This is a genomic window from Erwinia sp. 1181_3 (assembly GCF_052824965.1).
In genome coordinates this window covers 144288-168873 of sequence record NZ_VTDE01000005.1, presented here as the reverse complement: position 1 = coordinate 168873, position 24586 = coordinate 144288, and the positions used below count along the sequence as shown (strand labels likewise).

17 protein-coding genes are annotated in these 24586 nt (G+C 54.1%); 9 read left to right on the top strand and 8 right to left on the bottom strand.

Features of this window, described 5'->3' with window-relative positions:
• Window positions 1-90: 90 nt before the first annotated feature.
• Window positions 91-732, top strand: coding sequence for a GntR family transcriptional regulator (locus FY046_RS15235; protein ID WP_159337786.1), 642 nt, complete (start codon window positions 91-93; stop codon window positions 730-732).
• A gap of 61 nt (window positions 733-793) precedes the next feature.
• On the opposite strand, the gene FY046_RS15230 is transcribed toward FY046_RS15235, so the two are convergent.
• Window positions 794-2353, bottom strand: coding sequence for a BCCT family transporter (locus FY046_RS15230; RefSeq protein WP_133844340.1), 1560 nt, complete (start codon window positions 2351-2353; stop codon window positions 794-796).
• A gap of 160 nt (window positions 2354-2513) precedes the next feature.
• Here FY046_RS15230 and betI point away from each other — a divergent pair, with 160 nt between their 5' ends.
• Genes betI through betA form a run of 3 tightly spaced genes read left to right on the top strand, consistent with a single transcriptional unit; the run spans window position 2514 to window position 6308 of the window.
• Window positions 2514-3101 carry a transcriptional regulator BetI gene (gene betI, locus FY046_RS15225; protein WP_133844338.1) on the top strand — a complete coding sequence of 196 codons (588 nt, stop codon included), beginning with the start codon at window positions 2514-2516 and terminating at the stop codon, window positions 3099-3101.
• Window positions 3102-3135: 34 nt separating this feature from the next.
• The gene (gene betB, locus FY046_RS15220; protein ID WP_133844336.1) at window positions 3136-4608 is read left to right on the top strand and encodes a betaine-aldehyde dehydrogenase; all 1473 of its coding nucleotides are present in this window, start codon (window positions 3136-3138) and stop codon (window positions 4606-4608) included.
• Window positions 4609-4628: 20 nt separating this feature from the next.
• Complete coding sequence (gene betA / locus FY046_RS15215; RefSeq protein WP_133844334.1) at window positions 4629-6308, top strand: choline dehydrogenase; 1680 nt, start codon at window positions 4629-4631, stop codon at window positions 6306-6308.
• Between the two features lie 128 nt (window positions 6309-6436).
• Here the strand turns inward: betA and FY046_RS15210 are convergent, their stop codons facing one another.
• Complete coding sequence (locus FY046_RS15210) at window positions 6437-7831, bottom strand: APC family permease (RefSeq protein WP_133844332.1); 1395 nt, start codon at window positions 7829-7831, stop codon at window positions 6437-6439.
• Window positions 7832-8011: 180 nt separating this feature from the next.
• Complete coding sequence (locus tag FY046_RS15205; RefSeq protein ID WP_446186233.1) at window positions 8012-8845, bottom strand: helix-turn-helix domain-containing protein; 834 nt, start codon at window positions 8843-8845, stop codon at window positions 8012-8014.
• 181 nt (window positions 8846-9026) lie between these two features.
• Here FY046_RS15205 and FY046_RS15200 point away from each other — a divergent pair, with 181 nt between their 5' ends.
• The 3 genes from FY046_RS15200 (at window position 9027) to FY046_RS15190 (ending at window position 12053) form a co-directional block, all read left to right on the top strand.
• Window positions 9027-10166, top strand: a complete 1140-nt coding sequence (locus FY046_RS15200; protein ID WP_446186232.1) for a tyramine oxidase subunit B — start codon at window positions 9027-9029, stop codon at window positions 10164-10166.
• Between the two features lie 151 nt (window positions 10167-10317).
• Complete coding sequence (locus tag FY046_RS15195; protein WP_133844326.1) at window positions 10318-10740, top strand: RidA family protein; 423 nt, start codon at window positions 10318-10320, stop codon at window positions 10738-10740.
• 20 nt (window positions 10741-10760) lie between these two features.
• Window positions 10761-12053, top strand: a complete 1293-nt coding sequence (locus FY046_RS15190; protein ID WP_339504327.1) for an NAD(P)/FAD-dependent oxidoreductase — start codon at window positions 10761-10763, stop codon at window positions 12051-12053.
• Here FY046_RS15190 and FY046_RS15185 read toward each other — a convergent pair.
• The 3 genes from FY046_RS15185 to ahr form a co-directional block, all read right to left on the bottom strand.
• Complete coding sequence (locus FY046_RS15185; protein ID WP_133844320.1) at window positions 12032-13114, bottom strand: diguanylate cyclase; 1083 nt, start codon at window positions 13112-13114, stop codon at window positions 12032-12034. The genes FY046_RS15190 and FY046_RS15185 overlap by 22 nt on opposite strands.
• Before the next feature lie 135 nt (window positions 13115-13249).
• Window positions 13250-15409: a ferric-rhodotorulic acid/ferric-coprogen receptor FhuE gene (gene fhuE / locus FY046_RS15180; protein ID WP_242462154.1), complete on the bottom strand. Its 2160-nt coding sequence runs from the start codon at window positions 15407-15409 to the stop codon at window positions 13250-13252.
• 527 nt (window positions 15410-15936) lie between these two features.
• The gene (ahr, locus tag FY046_RS15175) at window positions 15937-16953 is read right to left on the bottom strand and encodes an NADPH-dependent aldehyde reductase Ahr (RefSeq protein WP_133844318.1); all 1017 of its coding nucleotides are present in this window, start codon (window positions 16951-16953) and stop codon (window positions 15937-15939) included.
• A gap of 464 nt (window positions 16954-17417) precedes the next feature.
• On the opposite strand from ahr, the gene FY046_RS15170 reads away from it, so the two are divergent.
• Window positions 17418-20441, top strand: a complete 3024-nt coding sequence (locus tag FY046_RS15170) for an autotransporter family protein (RefSeq protein WP_446186231.1) — start codon at window positions 17418-17420, stop codon at window positions 20439-20441.
• Window positions 20442-20512: 71 nt separating this feature from the next.
• Here the strand turns inward: FY046_RS15170 and proP are convergent, their stop codons facing one another.
• On the bottom strand, window positions 20513-22018 hold the full coding sequence (gene proP / locus FY046_RS15165) for a glycine betaine/L-proline transporter ProP (protein WP_159337789.1): 1506 nt from the start codon (window positions 22016-22018) through the stop codon (window positions 20513-20515).
• 429 nt (window positions 22019-22447) lie between these two features.
• Between proP and FY046_RS15160 the strand changes: the two genes are divergently transcribed.
• Window positions 22448-22972: a hypothetical protein gene (locus FY046_RS15160; protein WP_171149494.1), complete on the top strand. Its 525-nt coding sequence runs from the start codon at window positions 22448-22450 to the stop codon at window positions 22970-22972.
• Window positions 22973-22977: 5 nt separating this feature from the next.
• Here FY046_RS15160 and FY046_RS15155 read toward each other — a convergent pair whose 3' ends face one another.
• The gene (locus tag FY046_RS15155) at window positions 22978-24549 is read right to left on the bottom strand and encodes an EAL domain-containing protein (protein ID WP_446186230.1); all 1572 of its coding nucleotides are present in this window, start codon (window positions 24547-24549) and stop codon (window positions 22978-22980) included.
• Between the last annotated feature and the right edge of the window lie 37 nt (window positions 24550-24586).

Below are 24586 nucleotides of genomic sequence, written 5' to 3'. Positions count from 1 at the left end.
TGAGGGAAATGCGGATAACCGCTCACGTTGATTGTGCAAGTAAAGCAGATGGTATACCATTATTCCAACTGTTTTGTTGAGAATACACTGATGCTGACTAAACCAGGCTCCACGGCAGATGTTATTGCAGCCTCCCTGCGCGACATGATCAATCAGGGCGAACTGCCTGATGGCGCACGCTTGATCGAACGTGAACTGGCCAGTCAGTTTGCCGTCAGCCGCATCCCGCTGCGTGAGGCCATCCAGCAGCTTGAACGCGAAGGAATTGTTGAAACGCAGCGTAACCGAGGTGCTGCTGTCAGAGCCCTAACCGTCGATGATGTGAATGAGATCTACACGCTGCGTGCGCTGCTGGAGGGGGAGGCGATTTATCACAGCGTGATCCACCGCGACGAAGAGACGCTGGCGCGTGTCAGACTGGTTCATCAATTACTGGAGAGTACGGTGAGCGTGCAAAAGCAGGGAGAGCTGAACCGCGAGTTTCACACCCTTCTTTATCGCGGCTGTCATAACGGCAGGCTGTTGAAAATGATCGCAGAGTTATGCGCGCAGATTGAGCGCTACGAATATCTGCAACGCCGACTGCTGGCGGATACTCCCGCGTTCCAGCATGAACATGCCGCCATTCTTGATGCGTATGCGCGCGGGGATGCGCAGCAGGCACGCGAGGAAACCATCAGGCATATTGAGTCTGCCCGGCAGGTGGTACTGACACGAATCTCCCTTCAATAACCCCTGACGTTGATAGTCAGGGGCATTGATGGTTTCAACGATATTGTGCAGTATCGCCAGACTAGCCCTGGCGGTCTGCCTGCATCATCGTCTTATCACCAAATTTCTGCAAATCGCGGTACAGGCTTGCCATATACAGCACGATCACCACAGAGAAGGGTAAGCCACAAATCACGACAGCGGTTTGCATGGCGCTGAAGCTGCCAGCATACAACAGGCCTGCACAGACTAACGTGGTGACAGAAGCCCAGAAAATGCGTAGCCAGGCAGGTGCATCATCGTCATTGGTTCCCCCCTTGCTGGATAGATTAGCAATCATCAGCGTGCCTGAATCGACAGGTGTCAGGAACAGCACAAAACTGATGACAATAGTGAAACCCGCAGTGATTTTAGTGAAGGGGAGGTATTCGAAAAGTTTGAAAACCGCCATAGGGGGATCTTTCAACGCAACCTGACCCAGAATTTTATCTGAATGCTCCAGCACAAGACTGATCGCGGTATTGCCGAAAATAGACAGCCAGGCGAGGGTGAAGCCTAACGGGATCAGCATGACACCCAGGATAAGCTCACGGATGGTACGTCCCTTTGAGATACGGGCAATAAACAAGCCGACAAACGGTGCCCAGGCAACCCACCACGCCCAGTAGAAAAGCGTCCATGCACCCTGCCAGCGACGCGCTTTGCCATAGAGATACACATCAAAACTCTTCCCGACAATCGATGTCAGGTAATCGCCCGTATTCTGAAGCATCCCGTTGATCAGATTGAGCGTTGGGCCGGTGACGAAGACGAACAGCAACAGTAAGCACAGGAAGCCAACGTTGATGTTAGAGAGCATCGCGATGCCTTTCTCGACGCCGGTGACGGCGGCTAGCGTTGCCACAATCATCATCACAACAATCAGTATCAACAGCACATGTGGCGTTTGTGGGATATCAAACAGATAGTGCAGGCCGGAGTTCACCAGCAATGCCCCGATACCGAGGTTAGTGACCATCGAAATCACAGTGACCAGAATGCCAAAGCTGTCGACTAAATGCCCGGCCCAGCCGTGAACCCTCTCGCCAAAAATAGGGTAAAGGGCCGAACGCAGCGCCAGAGGCAATCCGCGGCAGTAAGCAAAATAGGCCAGTGCTGTGGCGATGAGCGCATACAGCGCCCAGCCGTGAAGGCCCCAGTGCAGGAATGTAATCGCCATTGCCTGACGGGCGGCCTCAGGCGTTCCCCCCTGGCCTTCTGGCGGTTGCAGAAAGTGGTCCAGTGGCTCATAGGCACCGTAATACACCAGTGCGATTCCAATACCCGCTGAGAAAAGCATGGCAATCCATGAAGGGTAACTAAACTGCGGTGCTTCCCCCTCCTCGCCCAGTCTGATGTGCCCGAAGCGGGAAAGGGCAAGCCAGAATACAAAAATCATGCACGCGATCATCAGCAGCATGTAGTACCAGCCAAACACATCCGCCATCCAGATTTGGGCGCTGTTAAGCCATTGATGGCTTCCGGTAGGAAACATCACCACCAGCAGTCCTAACAGCAGGATAACGACAGCAGAGCTAAAAAAAACGGGAGCATTCAGTCTGATCGGTGCATGGCCGATCGGTTTTGGCGCGATCTCAGTCATATGAACAGTTCCATGGTGTAAAGCGTAAAATCCATCTTATAAAGACATGGTCATTAACATTTAATAACCACGCCTTTGACATTTTCGTAGCATAATGTAGATTGATTGAACGTTCAATCAGTGAATTTTAAATGTGTGGTCGCTGCCACCTGGAGTTGAAATGTCCCGTAAAGCCATACCTGAACAACGCAAAGAGCAGTTGATCACTGCGGCCTTCGAAACCATAGGTGACGTCGGTTTAGCGGGTGTGACGTTATCTCAGGTCGCCAGCCAGGCAGGGATGTCTACGGGTATTGTCAGCCACTACTTTGGCGACAAAGACGGTTTGTTAAACGCCACGATGCGCCGCATCCTGTGCGACCTGCACGATGCAGTGGCTACCTGCCGGAGTAGCGCGCAGGACACCCCTGAAGCGCAACTGTTCGCCATTATCGAAGGCAACTTTCACCGCAGCCAGACCAGCGGAACATCAATGCGTGCCTGGCTTGATTTCTGGGCAGCAAGTCTGCATCAGCCCGCGTTACGTCGTTTGCAGCGGGTCAACGATCACCGACTGTATTCCAACATTTGCTGCCAGTTTCGCCGCTGTTTACCGCAGGACGAAGCACGCAGAGCTGCCCGAGGCCTGGCGGCAATGATTGACGGATTATGGCTACGCGGTAGCCTGGCTGGCATCGATTTTAATGCACGGAAGGCATGCGAAATTGCCTTCGACTATGTTGAAAATAAGCTAAGTAACAGAATCTGAATCCCCAAGCCAACTGACAAAAGGAACCGTACTGATGGCGAAACTCCCCCTGCAACAACTTTATATTGATGGTCGTTTGACTGACGCCAGTGGCCCAGAGACGTTTGAAACGATCAACCCGGCAAACGGTGAGGTGCTGGCTGAGGTGCAGCGCGCAACCGAGGACGATGTTGAACGAGCGGTCACGAGTGCAGAACGTGGCCAAAAAATCTGGGCCTCAATGACCGGAACGGAGCGTTCACGTATTTTGTTACGTGCCGTAGACATCCTGCGTGAACGCAATGATGAGCTGGCCCACCTGGAGACGCTGGATACCGGCAAGCCTTTCTCTGAAACTTCGGTTGTCGATATCGTCACGGGCGCGGATGTGCTGGAGTATTACGCTGGCCTGGCAACATCCATTGAAGGTGAGCAGTATCCGCTACGCGATAGCAGCTTCTTCTATACGCGGCGTGAACCGCTGGGCGTGACGGCCGGGATCGGTGCCTGGAACTATCCGATCCAGATTGCGTTGTGGAAATCGGCCCCCGCGCTTGCCGCAGGTAACGCGATGATTTTCAAACCTAGCGAAGTGACTCCGCTGACCGCACTTAAACTGGCTGAGATCTACACGCAGGCGGGTCTGCCAGATGGTGTATTTAACGTGGTTCAGGGGGCAGGGCGTTTAGTCGGTGAATGGTTAACACAGCACCCACGTATTGAAAAAATTTCCTTCACTGGCGGTATTGAAACCGGTAAGAAAGTCATGGCCAGCGCGGCGGCTTCATCGCTTAAAGACGTCACGATGGAGTTGGGTGGCAAGTCACCGCTGCTGATTCTGGCCGATGCTGATATCGAACTGGCCGCAGACATCGCAATGATGGCGAATTTCTACAGCTCCGGGCAGGTGTGTACCAACGGGACACGCGTGTTTGTGCATCGTTCACAGAAAGCCGCACTGGAAAAGGCGCTGGAAATTCGCGTTAAGCGTATTCGCATGGGGGAACCAATGGATCCCCGCACCAATTTCGGTCCGCTGACCAGTTTTTCCCATATGGAAAATGTCCTGCGCTATATCGACAGCGGCAAAGCGGAAGGGGCACGTTTATTGTGCGGTGGTGCGCGCGAAACATCAGGCATTTTTGCACAAGGTGCTTACGTTCAGCCGACGATTTTCACCGACTGCGAAGATCATCACACCATCGTCAAAGAAGAGATTTTTGGGCCGGTCATGAGCATTCTGACCTGGGACGATGAGCAGGAAGCCATTGACCGTGCGAACAATACCCACTTTGGCCTGGCGGCAGGTGTCATCACACGCGATCTGGCAAAAGCTCACCGCACCATTCATCAGTTAGAAGCCGGTATCTGCTGGATCAACAGTTGGGGAGAATCGCCTGCGCAAATGCCGGTAGGCGGCTACAAACAATCCGGTGTTGGACGTGAAAATGGGATAAGCACGCTCGCCCATTACACGCGTATCAAGTCAATCCAGGTTGAGTTGGAACGCTATCAATCTGTTTTTTAAATAAGGACATTGAGGTTTTTATGACGACTATCAGGGAATATGACTACATCATTATTGGTGCGGGTTCAGCGGGTAACGTACTGGCGACGCGCCTGACAGAAGACGCTGATGTCAGCGTGCTGTTACTGGAAGCCGGAGGCCCGGACTACCGTCAGGACTTCCGTACGCAGATGCCTGCGGCACTGGCTTATCCGTTACAGGGACGGCGCTATAACTGGGCCTATCTGACCGATCCAGAACCCTTTATGGACAACCGACGCATGGAGTGCGGTCGTGGTAAAGGGCTGGGCGGATCGTCGCTGATCAATGGGATGTGTTACATCCGTGGTAATGCCATGGATTATGACGGCTGGGCGAAACAGAAAGGTCTGGAAAACTGGAGTTATCTTGACTGCCTGCCGTACTTCAAAATAGCGGAACGCCGCGATATTGGCGGCAATGATTATCATGGTGACTGTGGTCCGGTCAGCGTGACTACGCCAAAACACGATAACAACGTGCTTTACCACGCAATGGTTGAAGCGGGTGTGCAGGCAGGTTATCCGCGTACTGACGATTTAAATGGTTACCAGCAGGAAGGTTTTGGCCCGATGGATCGCACCGTAACGCCACATGGGCGTCGTGCGAGTACCGCACGGGGCTATCTGGACATGGCGCGTCAACGTCCAAACCTGACGATTGAAATCCATGCCGTGACCGATCGTATTTTGTTTGAGAACAAACGGGCGACCGGAGTGGCCTGGCTACAAAAAGAGATCCCGCACTCGGCACGTGCGCGACGTGAAGTGTTGCTTTGTGCGGGGGCGATTGCTTCTCCGCAAATCCTGCAACGCTCAGGCGTTGGCCCGGGTGAGCTGTTAAAAAGCCTGGATATTCCAGTTGTTCACGATCTGCCCGGTGTTGGCGCAAACTTGCAGGATCATCTGGAAATGTATTTGCAGTATGAGTGCATGCAGCCCGTTTCGCTGGTTCCTGCGCTGAAGCTGCATAATAAGCCGTTGATTGGTGCGGAGTGGATGTTTATGGGGAGGGGTATTGGTGCCAGTAACCATTTTGAAGCGGGCGGATTTATTCGCAGCCACGAAGAGTTTGAATGGCCAAATATTCAATATCATTTCCTGCCGATCGCGATTAACTATAACGGCTCGAATCCGATTAAAGTCCATAGCTTCCAGGCACACGTAGGTTCGATGCGTTCAATGAGTCGTGGCCGTGTGCAGGTCACCTCGAAGAACCCGCATGACCATCCGAGTATCCTGTTTAACTATATGTCCCAGGATCAGGACTGGCGTGAATTCCGTGCGGCTATTCGCCTTACGCGTGAAATCATCCAGCAGCGTGCGCTGGATCCTTATCGTGGCAAGGAAATTTCGCCGGGTGCGAGCTGTCAAAGTGATGCCGACCTGGACCGTTTTGTCCGCGAGCATGCTGAAACGGCCTATCACCCCTCCTGTTCGAATGCGATGGGTTATCATGAAATGGCCGTGGTTGGACATGATGGCAAAGTGCATGGCATGGAGAACCTGCGCATCGTGGATGCCTCCATTATGCCGCGCATCACCACCGGAAACCTTAACGCGCCAACGATCATGATCGCTGAAAAAATAGCCGATATGATCCGTGGGCGTCCGCCACTGGCCCGTAGTGACGTTCCGTACTATGTGGCTAATGGTGCACCTGTACGGCGTGTTCGGGATTAAATAAGCGTATTCAAAGTAACGTGTTCACAGAACGCTTCCGACCTGTAAAGGCGGGAGCGTTCTGCTGTCCGGGGCGGCAATAAAACACCGTCGCCGCCATTCGTATTGCATTCCGCGAGTCCGGCCTCTCAGGCAGGGAGTGTACGTCCTTTGCGCTTCACTGACATCGCATAGCCTGCCGCTGAACAAACCGCGATAAACCACGGGATGAGCTGCACCAGCTTCGAGTCGCTGCCGCTCAGAATTTGCAAATTGTTGATCACCAGAATAATAGTGACTGACATCGCCGTCATGGCCAGCAGTGGTGCCCAGAAGACCTGCCAGGCGCTATTATTGTGGTGCTCTAAACGGCGGAAGAACAGGATCACCGCCGCCGATACACCCACCTGCAATACCAGAATCGACAGCGTGGCGATCGCCGATCCAAAGGCAAAAATCTGTGCCATTGGGTCAAGGTCGATGCTGCCCATGCCCACCAGCATCATCAGTAGGATCACGCTGTGCACGTGGCTGGCTTTGTGCGGTGTGCCGTTGGTCGGATGTGTCTCGCACAGCTCTTTCCAGATCAGGCCATCACGGCTGATACTGAAAATGTAGCGTGAAATATTATTATGAAATGCCATCGCTGCCGCGAACAGGCTGGTGATCAGCAGCACCGACATGGTCTCCACCGCCCACTGGCCGACATACTGACGGGTAATATCAAAGACGAAGTTGCCGGGGTCTTTACGCGCAATCTCCACCAGCTGATCGATGTCATACGCCTGCACCAGCGCCCAACTGGTAAAGCAGAAAAAGACGGTGATCAGCAGCAAAGCACAGATCGTGGCACGCGGTACGGTTTTATGCGGATCGCGGCACTCTTCGGCATAGATGGCAGTGGATTCGAAGCCGATAAACGAGGCAATCGAGAACATAAAGGCAATGCCGAGGTTACCCTGCATAAACACGGAAGGTTCAAACGAGCTGATATTGAGATCGCCGGATTTTTTGATCAGTAGCATCACATCGGTCAGCAGGACGATAGCCACTTCTGCCACCATCAGCACGCCCAGCAGCTTACCGCCCACCTCCACGCGCTTAATGCCCAGCACCCAGGCAATCACCACAAACAGCATACTCAGCGCCCACCAGGGAATATGCACGCCCAGATGCTGCTCAACAAACAGCTGGCTAAAGAAGCCGAGCATCGCCACCACGGCCGTTTGCACCGAGAAGTAGGCGATCAGTGCCAGCACTGAGGCCGACGCCCCCCAGTTTTCCCCCAGCCCTTTCGAAATATAGGTATAGAACGCGCCCGCGTCGCTGACATGGCGGCTCATGGCGATATAGCCGACCGAGAAGATCATCAAAATGGCGCAGGCCATAATATAGATCACAGGAATACCGCCGCCGTTCCCGGTGAACATAGCCACCGGAAGTCCGCCGACCACGCCGGTCAGGGGAGAGGCTGCCGCCACAACAAAGAAGACCAGGGAAAATAAGCCCAGGGTATTTTTTCTTAAACCGGTAGAGTTGCTCATCGCCAGCGCCTTAGATGACAGTGAAATCGTACTCAGGAAGTGTTCTTCCGAGGCCAGGTACTGCTGGCATCATTTATCAGTGACGGCGGGTGCGGATAGAAAAAATCGGACAGCACCAGGGTGCAACAGTCGCACTGTTTTAGTGCTACTTCACGCTAACCTGGCGCTAACTTTTCGCCCTTAGTGATAACGAATACGCTCGCCCCACGCACCGAGCAGGGTCTGACGCTGATAGTCGAGTGGTGTGGTACTGATCAGCTTTTTAAACTCGCGCAGGAAGTGCGACTGGTCGCTGAAACCGAGGTCGAGCGCCAGGTCAGAAAACGACACCGGCCCTTGCTGGTGCAGGGAATGCAGTGCCGCCTGGCAGCGCATAATGCGGCCAAACGCCTTGGGTGACATGCCAGTATCCTGACGAAACTGGCGCTGAATGGTGCGGCAGGTATAGCCGGTTAACGCCTCCAGATGCTCCACGCGGATATTGCCTTTCTGTTGCAGGATGGTATGAATGATCGTTGCGGTGACCAATGACGTTTTGCGTACCAGGCGCGGAGTGAAATGGGTGTTAAACAGGGCGATCTGCTGTAAAAACAGTGGGGTACGCAGGATTTGTTCGCAGGCCTGGCGTGCATCCGGCACCACATCGAAGAAGTTAAACTCACGATCTGTCAGCTCCTCTGCCATCACATCGAGAAAATCCGGGGTCACTCCCGGCGCAAAGCGCACGCCAAAATAGCGGTGGTTGCGGTTCAGCGCAGCACTGCGTGCCGCAAGCGTAGTACCGCACACTCTCGCCACAGGATGCGTAGCATCACAGTCAAACACGATATCCACGCAGCCATCCGGCACTGCCAGCGTCAGGCTGGCCGACTCGGCGACTTCAAAGCTATAGAAATGGGAAATCGCCGGGTGGCGGCTGACCATCAGAGAGTAGTGTCTGGCAGCACTGAGGACAAACCAGGGTTGCTGCGGTTGAATATCGGCCGCCGAATGTGAAGCCAGAGTGTTTGACATAAGACGAGTCCTGCAACAGGGATGACAAACCCTCACTGCAATTCGGGTGCCACTTTCCGTTTGTCGATTCGCCCTCATGTCGCAAAAGTTCAATACAGGCCGGAAGATCCCTCGTTATTTTCATGGTGTAGCGCAACGTCGACCGCGCAACGTCATTCACTCATTTAACGGGGTAACCGGCATGTCTGACTCAACTAAAATCGATTTCATCTACCTTTCAGAACCGGACATGATCCGCGCCGGAGTCACCGATATGCCCGCCTGCGTGGATACGATGGAAGAGATGTTTGGCCTGCTGTATCAGGGCGACTATCGCATGGCAGGATCGAACAACGACTCGCACGGTGCGATGGTCACCTTCCCGGAGGACTCACCGTTCCCGACCATGCCGAAACCCACCGCCGATCGCCGTTTAATGGCGATGCCTGCCTACCTGGGCGGCAGTTTTTGTACCGCTGGCGTCAAATGGTACGGCTCGAATATTGCCAACCGCCAGAAAGGGCTGCCGCGTTCCATCCTGATGTTCACGCTGAACGATGCCGATACAGGCGCCCCGCTGGCGCATATGTCCGCCAACCTGCTTTCGGCCTACCGTACAGGCGCTGTCCCTGGCGTGGGCGCCCGCCATTTAGCGCGCAAAGATGCAAAAGTGATTGGTCTGCTGGGGCCTGGCGTGATGGGCAAAACCGCCGTCGCGGCGTTTATCGCCGTCTGCCCGCTGATCGACACCATTAAAATCAAAGGACGCGGGCAGAACAGTCTGGACACCTTTATCTCCTGGATCACCGTGACGTTCCCGCAGATCACCACCATTGAGGTGGTCGACAGCCTGGAAGCGGTGGTGCGCGGGTCGGATATCGTCACCTATTGCAGCTCTGGCGAAGTGGGCGACCCGTCTACCTACCCGCTGGTGAAACGTGAATGGGTAAAACCCGGTGCATTTCTGGCGATGCCTGCGTTGTGCAATATCGATGAAGGCATGGAACAGGCCGATGTCCGCAAAGTGCTGGATAACACGGGGCTCTATCACGCCTGGTATGAAGAAGTGCCCAAACCCGCGCATCACACCATCCCGGTGATTGGCGTGCGCTTTATGGACATGATGGCGGAAGGCAAGCTGACCCACGCGCAGTTAGAAGACATCGGCAAGATTGTCGCCGGAGATGCACCCGGCCGTCAGAACGACGACGAGATCATCATTATGTCGGTGGGCGGGATGCCGGTAGAGGACGTGGCGTGGGGCACGGTGGTTTACCGCAATGCGCTGGAGAAAGGTATTGGCGTGAAGCTGAATCTGTGGGAAACCCCAGAATTACATTAATCCTCGTCATCCTTGACGCTGCAACGGCGTTGGCTGCGCACATTCACCCCGGTCACTTACCTGAGTAAGCTCCCGGGGATTCATGTCCTTGCCGCCTTGTCGCAACGCCAATGATTTAGAGGATGGTCTGCATATATCAAAAGGAAGAAAAATGACTCAGATAACCAAAGTAAAAACCGGATCGATTTTTGAAGAGAAGGCCAGCTACTCGCGCATTGTGGCAGTGGATAACTGGATTTTCGTGTCGAACACCGCCGGACGTAACCCGCAAAGCAAAGAAATTCCTGAGGATATCAGCGAACAGACGCATCAGGTGTTCGCCAATATCGAACAGGCACTGGCAGCCGTAGATGCCTCGCTGGCCGATGTGGTGATGTCGCGCGTCTTTATTCAGGACCCGCAGGACGTGCCGACGGTGATGGCGATTATTGGCGACAAGTTTCGCGGGATAAACCCGGCTTCGACGGTCACCTGCCCGCCGCTTGGCTCCACCGTGTATAAAGTGGAGCTGGAAGTGACCGCGTATCGTGGTGCCTCTGCGGCAAATGTTGTCGAACTCACCGTGGCGCTGTAACGCCCGCTAAGAAGGTATGTATGGCCCCTGTGATCACCCCGGTTCAGACCGCCACGACATTGCCCCTTGCCACCACCGTCGTGGTGATTGGCGGCGGTATCGTCGGGTTAACCGCCGCGCTGGCGCTGGCAGAACGTAATATTCCCGTTGTACTGTTGGAAAAAGGCCGCCTGGCGGGGGAGCAATCTTCACGTAACCTCGGCTGGGTGCGTAAAACCAGCCGCATGGCCGATGATATTCCCCTGGCACTGGCTTCCGACCGCCTGTGGGCCGCAATGCCGGAGCGCACCGGGCAGGATGTAGGTTATCGCCAGGCGGGCATTATGTTTGTCGGCCGAACTGATGTGCAGATGGCGATGCATGAGGGCTGGCTGAAATCGGTTGAACATCTTGGCCTGGACTCACAGTTACTGACGGCGCAGCAGATTGCGGCGCGGGTGCCGGGCGGCCGGGGCAACTGGGCGGGAGGGATTTATACCCCATCCGATGGCCGGGCCGAACCGACGCTGGCTTCCAGCGCCATCGCTCGCGCGGCCATTGCCAAAGGGGTGACGATCGTTGAGAACTGCGCGGTACGTACCCTGTCGCTGGCGGGGGGTAACGTCAGTGGCGTGGTGACGGAAAAGGGTGAGATCCGCTGCGAGCAGGTGCTGCTGGCGGGCGGGCTGTGGTCACGACGTTTTCTCGGTAACCTCGGTGTTTCGCTGCCAACGCTGCCGCTGATCTGCTCAGTATTGCGCACCACGCCGATGGAAGGGCCGACAGACATTGCCGTGGGTGCACCGGATTTCTCGTTTCGTAAGCATCATGACGGCGGCTTTATCATTACTCAACGCGGTGCGCTGGATGCCTCGCTGACGCTGGACCATCTGTTAATCGGTTCGCGCTACCTGCAACAGTTGCGCACGCAGCGCAGCTTCCTGCGTATCTCCGTCGGGAAAAATTTTGTCAGGGATCTGGCGTTGCCGCGTCGCTGGAAAGCCCATGGCCGTTCGCCGTTTGAACAGGTTCGCACGCTGGACCCGCAGGTGAACCCGGTGCTGAATCAGGAAGCGATGACCAACCTGAGAGCCGCCTGGCCCGCGTTTGAAAAGGCAGTGATTGCGGATGCCTGGGCCGGAGCTATTGATGTCACCCCGGATTCGAACCCGGTGATTGGTCGGGTGGCGAAAATTCCGGGTCTGACGCTGGCAACAGGATTTTCAGGGCATGGGTTCGGGACGTCACCGGCGGCGGGGCAGTTGGCTGCCGATCTGGTGTCGGCTGCAGCGCCGATTATCGATCCGCGCCCTTATCGGTTTGAGAGGTTCTGAGGCTCCGGCTGCCAGAGCTGGATGCCATCGCGGCCCGTGCGTTTGACGTTGTACAGCGCCTGGTCGGCATTCCGCAGCCACTGATGAATGGAGTCTGCTTTGGCCGCCGGGGCAATGCCGATGCTCACCGAACACTGAAAGTTCGGTGACGCCGGTAGCTGTATTTGAGCAATTTTCTCTTTCAGCGCCGCCGCCAGTATCACAATGCTGTTACTGTCGGCATCGCGCACAATCACCCCCAGTTCATCACCCCCAAAACGGGCGGGAATATCCCGGATGCCCACTTCCGTGCGCAGCAGCATGGAGATTTCTGCCAGCAGATAATCCCCGGCTTCATGGCCGAAACGATCATTCACCTGTTTGAAATTATCCACATCCAGCAACAGAAGCCAGGCATGGCTGTCACCGCGCTGGGTACGCAGATATTCGCTTTCCAGGCGGCGGTCAAAAAGGCGGCGGTTAGGGATTTTCAGGCTGGGGTCCATCAGTGAAATGCGTTCCAGCTCGCGGTTTTTACGGCGCAGGCTCAGGGTTAACTGATAGGACACGGCGCTCAACACCATCATATAGCAGGTAGCCAGCGGCAGCGACAGCCACACCGTGCGGGTGCTGAAGGTCAGCTGTAATGGCATACCGGCCACGCTCCAGGTGGGAATAAAGGCCAGCAGAAACGCGGCAAGCGCAGGTCTTAACTGCGCCCAGCCACCGGCGGCATAGCGATCAGACGCCAGCACCGCCATGATAATCAGTGACGGCAGCGGGCTGATGCCCATCAGGGCTACCCAGACACCCCCAAAGGCGGCATCAATGGTGAGGTTTCGCCGTTCGGTGGCGGTCGGATCGCTGGACGAGTGTGCCAGTATCCATGCAATGACCGGCCAGATAAAAGCGTTAATACTGAGCAAAATGGTCAGCCACATGCCCCGACCCAGCTCCAACAGCACCGACAGGATAGGGAAAAAACACAAAAAGGTGCCCAATTGCCGCATGGCGAACATGCGACGAATAAAGCGCTCAGAGCGCTGTTTTAATTGTCTGTCATCAGGAGAGTAATAGTGCATGAATAAGCGACATTGTGCCGATCGATGGTGCAGTGTAATCGGAAAAAAAGTCACGCGTTGGTATTTTTATCAGAGCGGGAGAACAATGCCAGCCAGCCGTCGCGGCTGGCATTGTGGGAAAGGTATTTTATCTCATTAAAACGAGTAGTTAGCCGATACTGTGAAGTTACGCGGTGCGCCATACACCACGTAAGTTCCCATATAATCGTAATACTCTTTATCGAACAGGTTGTTAATATTTGCCTGCACGGAAACCTGCTTCGTCACCTGGTAGCGGCTGAACAGATTCACGAGGGTAACCGGTGACTGGTCGATATAATCCGCAGGGGCGTCTGCAACATTTGCCCAGGTTTTATTCTGCCAGTTCACGCCACCACCGATGGTGAGGTCCTGCAACATCGGCAGACGATAGCGGGTAAACAGCTTGGCGGTGGTGCGTGGCACTTCCGGCATCACGGCGGTGCCGTCACGCTGTTCTGCGATGTAGCGCGATGCACCGAAGGTCATCTGCCAGTTATCGGTCAACGCACCGTTTATTTCAAACTCAACGCCACGGCTGACGGCATCAACGGATTCATACGCATATTCCGTTGAGGTACCGATAGGGAGATAAGTACTGATGCCCAGGTTGTTTTGCTCGGTACGGAACAGTGACAGCGTGGCGGTCAGACGGCTGTTATTCCAGTCGCCTTTCAGGCCGGTTTCGTAGCTTTTTCCGGTCACTGCGCCAAGGTATTGCGCATCCGCGTTGCGGTAGGTCTGTGGCTGGAAGATGGAGGTATAGCTGGCGTAAGCCGAGTACGTATCATTAATGTCATACGTCAGACCCGCATATGGCGCGACCTTGCTGGTGGTTTTGTTGCCGCTGGTGCCATTGCCACGCCACTCGGTATAACGCGCACCGACCAATAATGACAGCGGATCGGTCAGCGAGAAGCGCGCTGCGGTGTAAGCCGATTTCTGGCGGATGCTGTCGTCTTTCTCTACGGTCCATGGCCCCCAGTTACCTTCGTCAACATTGCCGTCCCAGTTATTGTAATTACCGAAATTGATGGCCGACATATCAGAGAAGGTATTGAAGAACAGGCTTTCCTGTTTGCTATAGCTACCGCCGACCATCAGCTGGTGGGTACGACCCAGTAATTCAAACGGGCCATTGGCATACAGGTCAACGCCATCAACTTTACGTGAACCTTTGTTCCAGCCATTCACGCCCGCCACACCCTGGCCCGTAATTTTATCCGGGTAGCCGTAGGGATACATCAGTCGCGTATCAAAGGTGGTTTTCGCATGCGAGCCATTCACCTGCGCCTGCCAGCCGTTATCAAATTTCTGCGTCAGCGTGGCGAAGACTTTATTGGACTCTTTATCGCTGTAAGTCCAGTCGGATGCTGTGTTAAAGCTACGATCAAAATCGGTGCGGCTACCATCACTATTGAAGGTTGGCAGACCGCCCCAGCTTGGATCATTGGTATGGCTCTGCTGATAATCCCAGCCGAAGGAGAGCGTAGTGGAATCGGTCAGGTCCGCATCCATCACCAGGGTGAGGAATTTTTTGCGTGCGTTATAGCGATCGATCCATTTGTCGTTATCCTGATAACCGCCGATAGCGCGGCCACGAACGGTGCCCGATTCATTCAGCGGCGTGCTGATATCACCGGTATAGCGCTGTTTGTCCCAGCTGCCGGTTTCTGCAGAGAAGTTACCGGTCAGCACGTTACTGTCGGCGTGTTTGCGCACCATATTCACTGAAGCAGACGGGTTGCCGGAGCCAGTGCTCAGGCTGTTAGCACCACGAATGACTTCGATGCGATCATAGATAGCGGTATCAGCGGCGGTATCACCCAGGTCCCATTGATTGTCGACAACGGTCGGGATGCCGTCAGTCAGGTAGTTATTAATCATGAAGCCGCGTGAATAATAATTTGAACGATCTGAGTCAATATTGGAGGCGGAAACGCCGACGGTATTGTTCAGTACCTCGCCAACGGTTTGTAACCCCTGATCCTGCATACGCTGCTTACTGACGATAGAAACAGACTGCGGGATATCACGCAGTGTCAGCGGCATCTTAGTGCCCGCAGACGTCACCGGAACGCTGTAGTCGGTGACGGCCTGCTGTGCAGTTGCATCAACATTCGCTTCAACGGTCAGCGTATCGGTTTTGGCGTTGTCGGCGGCAAAGGCCGGTTGCAATGCCGACATTACCAACAGTGCGGCAACAGATGGGGTGAAAATACGAGATGCAGATAATGGCGCTGAGTGAGGCTGCTTACGGGATTCAGAGCGAGACATTGGCACGGTCATTCCTGGAATAAGTTGCTGATGTTGAGTCAATACCTGCACCGGGCACGAAAATATCTACCGGTTATCCTTAGGCGGTATGAGTACTCTGACTTATCCATGAAGTAGCGGCGAGGTCCACTGATACGGCAATCAGGCAGATTAGTGCCTGTAATGGTAAAGCAAATGAGAACTATAATTATTTGAGTATGGGATGTAAATAAATATTGCATGAAGGGTGAACTAAAACGGGAACAAGGAGTCTGCCGATGAAACGGGTCGGGCATGCCCGACCCCTACAATGGATGATGCCGGGGACCTCGCAGGGGGCATGCTGACCCCTGGAATGGATGATGCCGGGGATCTCGCAGGGGCATGCTGGCCCCTGGAATGGATGATGCCGGGGATCTCGTAGGGGGCATGCTGGCCCCTGGAATGGATGATGCCGGGGATCTCGCAGGGGCATGCTGGCCCCTGGAATGGATGATGCCGGGGATCTCGTAGGGGCGGGGCATGCCCCGCCCGTTACGATCAACGGCTTAAAAATCCGCTTTCAATACCACGCGGAAATTGGCTTTTCCGGCGCGCACATGGTCCAGCGCATCGTTAATTTTCGACATCGGGAAATACTCGACGTGCGGCGCGATATCGCGACGTGACGCCAGCTTCAGCAGCGAACGCAACTGGCCCGGCGATCCGGTAGACGAACCGGTCACTGCTTTGTCGCCCATGATCAAATCAAATGCGCCCACCTGGAACGGCTTCATCACGGCACCCACGGTGTGGAATTTGCCTTTCGGTGCCAGGGCATCGAAGTACGGTTTCCAGTCAAGGTCAACGGCAACGGTGCTGAGGATCAGGTCGAAACGGCCCGCCTGTGACTTCAACGCTTCCGGGTCACGGCTGTTGATCACTTCATCGGCACCCAGATCCAGGATGGACTGCTTTTTATCCGGTGTGGAGCTGAATGCGACCACTTCAGCGCCCATCGCCCGCAGAATCTTAATCGCGATATGGCCAAGACCGCCAATGCCGATGACGCCGACGCGGCTGGTGGCGGTAATGTTGCTCATCAGCAGTGGTTTAAACACGGTGATCCCCCCACACAGCAGTGGGCCTGCGGTCGCCGCATCCAGGCTTTCTGGTAATGGGATCACCCACTGCCAGTCTGCACGCAGCTTCTCGGCGAAACCGCCGTTATTCAGAATTGTCGGGATGGTTCCCTGTTCGCAGTTCACCTGCTCACCGTTAATGCAGGCATCGCAGTGCTGACAGCTTTTCGCCGTCCAGCCAATGCCCACGCGCTGGCCCACAGACAGTCCTTTGTTTTTTGCCGCATCCCCGAGCGCGGAGACACGTCCGATCACTTCATGACCGCCGATAGTCGGGTACTGAGAGATGCCCCATTCGTTATCGATCATCGACAAATCGGAATGGCAGACGCCACAGTATTCCACCTCGACTTCCACTTCCTCTGCACTCAGCGCGCCTGCGTCGAACTCATACAGCTCCAGAGCCTGTCCTGCTTTCATTGCTGCGTAGCTTTTAATTTTCACTTAATACCTCAGATTCAGTTTACGGTCAGGGCGAAGTGTAGCGCTATGAGGGCAGAAAGTTGGATTTTTGCCGCACAAACTGCCCATCTGCGCCGATGAATGGGGATAATTTGGCCATTCCCTCCTGATTGAAGGGTGAAAAGTGTACGCCAGTTTTGCCGCAAAAAGTGCGATATCCCTCTTACATGGTTCACTGTAATTCACTATTACCTTAGAGAAATCCTAATTCTGAAAAAATATCTTTCAGATAATCTGAGTGGCTACAGCCTGTTTTTATTTTATTGTTTTTTATTTTTATTAGTGAGGCTTAATCGTTTTTTTTCATTTTTTATTTCGAAGAATAAAGTACTTTCCTATTGTTAATTTATGAGTTAAACCCAATGGGGAATATGATGTTGTGACGTTTAAATGGACTGTTTTGTATTTATTGATGAGTTAAGTAATAAAGGGATTTTATGCGAAAAATGAATAAGCGATTTACCTGCAATATCGTGACGCTACTATTGTTTCCTCTGAGTGCTGCGGCAACATCACCATGGGAAGTTAACGATGGTCAGAAACTTCAGGTCAGTCAGGGAAATATGACCACGGGCAATAATCAGCCTGCGCTATCTGCCAGTGGTGAAAACAGCCACCTGGTGACGGACCCGAACCTCAACTTTATCACTTCCGGCTCTGGCTCTTACGGTGTACGGGTCGTTCAGGGGGCGCAGGCTGACATCAATAAAGCCTCCATATCTACCCAGGGAAGCTATGGCAACGGTGCCAATGTTGTTCAGGGTACGCTCAACATGGATGGAACCAATATTCATGTTACCGGGATAAATGCTTATGGTATTTCGGCCACCGGAAATTCAACGCTGAATCTCAGTAATACCCATATTACACTGGGGAACAGAATGAATGAGGGCATCGATATTGCGGGCGGAACGCTTAATGGTAATGGCCTGATATTAACGGCAAATAGCCCCACCGTGTTGAATATGATAGAAATTTCTCAACAGGCTCAGGCAACGCTAAAAGATTCCCAAATTATTCTCAATGGCCTGAGCTCCAGTTTTGGTATTCATGTTAATAACGCAACGCTGAATGCATCCGGTCTGATTATTAATGCGAGTAATCTGGGCCAGGGGATTCTGGTAGAAAAGAGCAACCAGGCCGGTTCTGCATTGACCCTGAATGACAGCAGTATCAGCACGACGGGGAGAACGGCCACCGCGATATCGACGCTAGGACAAAGTGTTCTCAATAACGTGAATATCAACACCACCGGTGATTTTGCCCATGGTGTGAGCCTGGAATATGCCGGTTCGGCGCAGGTTAACGGAGGTCATATCGAGACATCGGGTTCTGATGCTTACGGCATCTGGACAACAACCAAAGATTCCTTGCTGCAGGTGAAGGATACGGTGTTCAGCATTTCAGGTGAGAACGGTATAGCGGTGGCAGCACAGGGCGGTAAAGCATCACTCGACAATATTCAGGCCACGATCACCGGTGAGAGAGGTCGCGGTATTGTCACGGAAAGTCAGTTGGATGCAAAAAATATCAATGTGCTCACAACGGGGAACAACAGTACCGGTGTGCAGTCCAGCGGCGCAAAAGGTGATATGACGATAAGCAACTCATCGATTACCGCCACCGGAACGGGGGGGGCGGGGATGGCCGCAGCGCTCGGTGCGAAAATCAACGCCGACGGTATCAACATGACCATGAAAGGCGAAAAGAACATTGGGCTATGGTTGAGAAAGGGAACGCTCAACGTGGCGAACAGTACTATCGTCACGGCGGATGGCCCCGGATTATATACAGATGGTAACGCCCTCAGCGAGGCTGCCCTCGACAATACTCAGCTAGAGAGTGGCGGCTTCAGTGCGTTTCAAATACTGGGCAGTGCGCTGAATCTGAATCTGAGCAACGGGACGGTCGCCACCGGAGGCAATGGCAATGTGCTTGAGGCTCTGACCCTGAAAGACGCTCAGGGTGCAGATGCCCGCAACAGCCAGGTGAATCTGATGGCAGATAACGCCACCCTGAATGGCAACGTGATATCAGATTCTGTGCGTAATCAGGTCAACCTCAATCTGCAAAACGGTTCGACTCTGACCGGCATGATGAAAAATGTCAGCAGTACCCTACTGGATTCGACCAGCACCTGGAATATGACCGGGGATTCCGATCTGAATACGCTCCAGCTGGATGGCAAGGTTCTGTTTGATGGTCAGGATTTCCATACGCTGACCGTGAACAATAACCTGAGCGGCAGCGGCTATATTGGTATTCATACCCGGCTGGATGGCGACGATTCACCGAGCGATCGATTGAATGTGAAGGGCGATGCCACAGGCCATTTTACGGTAGATATCACCAATCAGGGGGGGAAAGGGGCTGAGACACACATGGGTATTCCGGTCATTAACGTGGCGGGGGAAACGAAAGATGTCACCTTTACACAATCACAACCCTTACTGGCCGGGAACTATGAGTACTTCCTCAACCCGGTCAACAGCCATGAATGGTACTTACAGTCCAGCTATAAGCCCGTGGTCGACCCCAATGCACCCGCTCCCGAGGCACCCTATCGTCCAGAGACCAGTGGTTACCTGATTGGGCCTTATCTCAATGCGGCTTATGCTTACACGGCGGCCGGAACCTACCATCAGCGTCTTGGTGCCCGTCAGGAGGGCGAGGCCGCCTGGGGCCGCATCTATGGGCGGCATGATATCTACGGAGCAGGCCAGTTTGGGTATGACAGCACCACCGCCTTTATGCAGCTGGGGGGGGATCTGTGGCGGGGGAGTGTAACGCCTGACATTCAGGCGCGTTCAGGCGTGATGGTGACCCTCGGTGATATCCACAGCAGTGCACGTGACTATGCTCGTAGCCAGCGTAGTGGCTTGTCGGTCAATACCGGTAAAATTAATACCACGGCATACAGCCTTGGGGGGTATTTCACGGCTGATAATGAGGAGGGGGCGTATCTGGATACCGTGGGTCAGGTCACCTGGTATCGTAACCACTACAAAAGTATCAACAACACCGGGCAAGGCAGCTACAGTACTCTGCTGTCGGCTGAAACGGGCGTTCCTTTTACCGTCAGCGGCGAGTTTAAGCTGGAACCTCAGCTGCAACTGATGGGGCAGTATCTGCACAATGGTGAAATCCGTGCGGGTGGTGCCAAAGTCGATCGCAGCCATGACGTCATGGGGCAGGCGCGTGGTGGGGTGAGGCTGTTTTATGATGCGCAGGATGTCCAGCCCTGGGTGCAGGTTGATACGGTGCAGCGGATGGGGAAAATTCCCAGTATCGCGATGAATCAGGAGAGTCTCTCACCGGATATTCACTCCGGCTGGTGGCAGCTGGGGACGGGGATTCGCGGTCAGGTTAATCCGGCTCTCAGCCTGTACGCCGATGTGACCTACCAGCACAGCTATGGGCAGGGTGTGGAAGGCTACGGCGGGAATATAGGGATGAAATACCAGTTCTGAGTGCGTCAGGCTTGCCCGATAAAAAAGGGCCGACCGGACAGGCCGGTCAGCCCTCATCATCAGAATCAGAACTACTCGTTAATACGCGGATGCTGATCAATCAGGCGGGAGCGTTTGGCTTCCAGCTCGCTAATCTGCTCACTAATATCTTCGATTTTCTGCTCAATGTTATCGTGATGCTCCTGCAGGATCTCTTTCGCTTCAGCCATATCTGAAGCGGCAGGGGTGGCGCCACGCAGCGGCATATTGGCGGTTTCCTTCATCATAATCCCGGTCACCAGGCCAATCACTGCCACGACCATCAGGTAGTAAGCTGGCATGTAAAGATTATTGGTGGTTTCTACCAGCCAGGCCACGGCGGTTGGCGTCAGACCCGCTACCAGTACGGAGATGTTAAAGGCACTGGCCAGCGCACTGTAACGGATATGGGTCGGGAACATGGCCGGCAGGGAAGAGGCCATCACGCCAGTGAAGCTGTTCAGGATCACCGCGAGGATCAGCAGGCCGGCAAAAATCAGCCCCATCACGCCGCTGTTAATCAGCATAAAGCACGGCACCGCCATCACCAGCAGCGCGATGCTACCAATAATCACAAACGGACGACGGCCAAACTTGTCGCTCATCAGGCCCATAACGGGCTGCACAAACAGCATACCCAGCATAATGGCGATGATAATCATCACGCCATGATCCTCCGAGTAGTGCAGGTTATGCGACAGGTAGCTCGGCATGTAAGTCAGCAGCATGTAGTACGTGACGTTGGTAGCAATCACCAGGCCAATACAGGCCAGCAGGCTTTTCCAGTGCTTAGTGGCGATCTCTTTGAACGAGACTTTCGGGCCATCGGCCAGGCCTTCACGGTCGCCCTGTTCCAGCTTATCTACGTGCTGCTGGAACGCTGGCGTCTCTTCCAGCGCGTGGCGCAGGTAAAGCCCGATGATGCCTAACGGCAGAGCAACGAAGAACGGAATACGCCAGCCCCACTCAAGGAAGTTTGCTTCGCCGATAATGGCTGAAATCAGCACCACCAGTCCCGCACCCAGAACGAACCCGGCGATAGAACCGAAGTCCAGCCAGCTACCCATAAAGCCGCGCTTACGGTCAGGAGAGTACTCAGCAACGAAGATCGATGCGCCGGTATACTCACCCCCGACCGAGAAGCCCTGTGCCATTTTACACAGCAGCAGCAGGATCGGCGCCCAGATACCAATTGAGGCATAGGAGGGAATTAAGCCGATACAGAAGGTACTGATCGACATAATGATGATGGTGATAGACAGGATTTTCTGGCGTCCGTACTTATCCCCCAGAGCGCCAAAGAACAAGCCACCTAATGGACGGATTAAGAAAGGAACGGAGAAGGTTGCTAAAGCGGCAATCATTTGTGTGCCGGGATCGGCGCCTGGGAAGAAAACTTGCCCCAGTGCATAGGCAACAAAGCCATAAACACCGAAATCGAACCACTCCATGGCATTGCCTAATGAGGCGGCGGTGATCGCCTTGCGTAATCTGGTATCGTCAATGATGGTAACGTCTTTTAACCCAATCGGCTTGACACGCTTCCTACGTAGCTTCATATAGAGCACCCTGTAATTTTCTGTTTTTCCTGGATAAATATCTCGCCGCTGTGGTCAGACCCGTGGTGTGATTGACCGCTCACGGGAGAAAACCAACTGCAAAATGCGCCATCGTCAGGCATTGGTATGAGCCAATACGGTACGGCAGCGCACTCTGCCAGCTATACAGTATATAGGCTCTTCGCAAGCTGACATAATTTCAGTAAGAAACCTCTTATCTGAGATGGCAAAAATCGGCGTTTCCACAGCGGTTCATTCTGCGAATTAGCACTGTGCTGGAGAATTAAATGTGAGGTGTCAGTCATCTGTAGATTAATAAGTTAAGCTTATCATTGGCTTGGTGGGAATAATCTTAAAAAATTCCTCTTTCTGCTCTTGATCGGCTGTCATCTATCAGTAATACTCGTCGCCGCCTTTTAGGGGGACGATGTGAGTCAGACCAAAAACAATAATTTCCAAAACCACTGGCTGATTATGTTGGACAGTGTTGAAGAAAATCTAAAGTATTATTGCCGTACTCACGTCTTATCCGATGGCGTTGCCAACGTGAACGGTGGCAAAACAGCGCAGACTAATGAGTGGCTTCACTGCGCCTCAAGCGTGGAAAATGTGCTGCAAACGTTGTCGCTGAACAGTGAAAATCTGGGTGAACAGGTCAAGGCACTGCGGGGAGAAGGGCTGGTATCCGGCCGGGCGTATCGTCTGATCCTGCGTTTCCAGTCATTAAGCGCGTTACTGGCTGAACGGACGGCCTCGGTGCAGGCCCGCGAACGGCATGCGGAATACCGCCAGCTGGCTGACCAGATTATGCCAACGCTGGCGCGCATTAATAAACGTGTGGCTGCCCGCCGCCAGATGCTGGATGCCTGCGGCGAGGGGGGGCAATTCGTGGCGTGCCCGGCGGACGATACCATAGACGTCGCGCTGCGCGCGGCGCAAAAGCGTCGTATTTAATCGACTCAGGGCTTGCTGCCATTGATATCGCGCTGCGCAATCCACTGCATCAGTTCCTCATTGCCCATCGGACGGGCATAGTAATAACCCTGAATGTACTCAACGCCGCGATTTTTCAGATATTCCAGCTGCATGTTACTTTCCACACCTTCTGCCACCACCTTCATCGCCAGCTTCTGCGCCAGCAGGATAATGGCATCCAGCACCGGCGTTTCGCCCTCAATCGATTCAATGGCGTTGACGAACCCCTTATCGATTTTCAGATAGTCGATCGGGAACGTTTGCAGATAGGTCAGTGAACAGTGCCCGGTACCGAAATCGTCGATAGCCACCTTCATCCCCTCACGACGCAGCTCCGACAGTTTTTTCCCGACCTCAATACCATCACGGATCAGGCTGCGTTCCGTCAGTTCCAGCGTAATGCAGGCGTTCAGATGGGCAATTTCGCGAGAGAAATGGCGCATATCGCTCACAAAGTCCGGGTGTTGCAGGTGTTCGGCAGCGAGGTTGATGCCCAGATTAAAACCGGGTGGAACCTGCCAGTCGGCACAGTCTTTGGCTACCAGCGTCAGCAGATGGCGGGTCAGCGGGATGATCATTCCTTCGTCTTCCGCGGCCGCGATAAAGATATCCGGGCGCACCCAGCTTCCGTCGGGGCGCTGCCAGCGCAGCAGCGATTCAGCCCCGGATAACTGCCCGGTCAGCTGGTTATAAACTGGCTGGTAATTCACCGTGAACTCATCATGGACAATGCCCCGGTGGATTTCGTCACGGAAGGAAGCCTTACGATTCAACCATTTATTGGTGATGACGACAAACAGCAGTGAAAGAATGATCGCCATCGGCAAGAAGGTGAACATTATCTGCCGCCAGCTTTGCAGTGCTTCAGCACGGGGGGCGGTGATGTTGATGGTAATCGGGTAACGGCTGGACTGGCTGGTATAGCTACTGGTGCCCAGAACACCCTGATAGATATACAAGGGTTTACCGCTGGAAATGCGGTAGCCACCGCCAAACTGCATGGTGATATGGTAGCCACGCTTAAGGCCGACGGCAGTCATAAAGTCGATCAGGTACTGACCATCAATGACAGCATAGGTGCCAAAGGTGGGGTCGGTTTCACGTATAAACACCACCGCAGGCCGATCTTTCACACCAAAGGTTCCCGCAACGGACCATGACCATGACGGCGCGCCTCCGACCGGGAGCGCGCCTCGGACCATTGTTTCCAGGGTTCCCCGGGTGGTGCCAAAAGAGGAGGAGCAATAAATCTCGTTACCCCGGGTCAGACCTACGGAACGGAAGTAAGGGTAAAGCGTGCCGAACTGCTGGAGCTGCAGACGAATATCCGAGCACTCACGGGGACGGAACTGCTGCAAGAGGTCGGTCATCTTCCACGCAAGATCGCTGACATTATCCGCCTGAGCAAGTAGCATAGAGGCCGTGAGCGTTTGCTGGTGGATCACCGTTTTACGGGCTTCAATAAAGGCAAAAATAAGACAGAGTACCAGTGGCAACAGCCCGGTAAGAGTCAGCCAGATATACTTTTTCTTCTTCGGCTTTGCGAGAGCTTGCAAGCGGTTCCCCTGTTAGCTGCCTGAATGGATCGCAGCG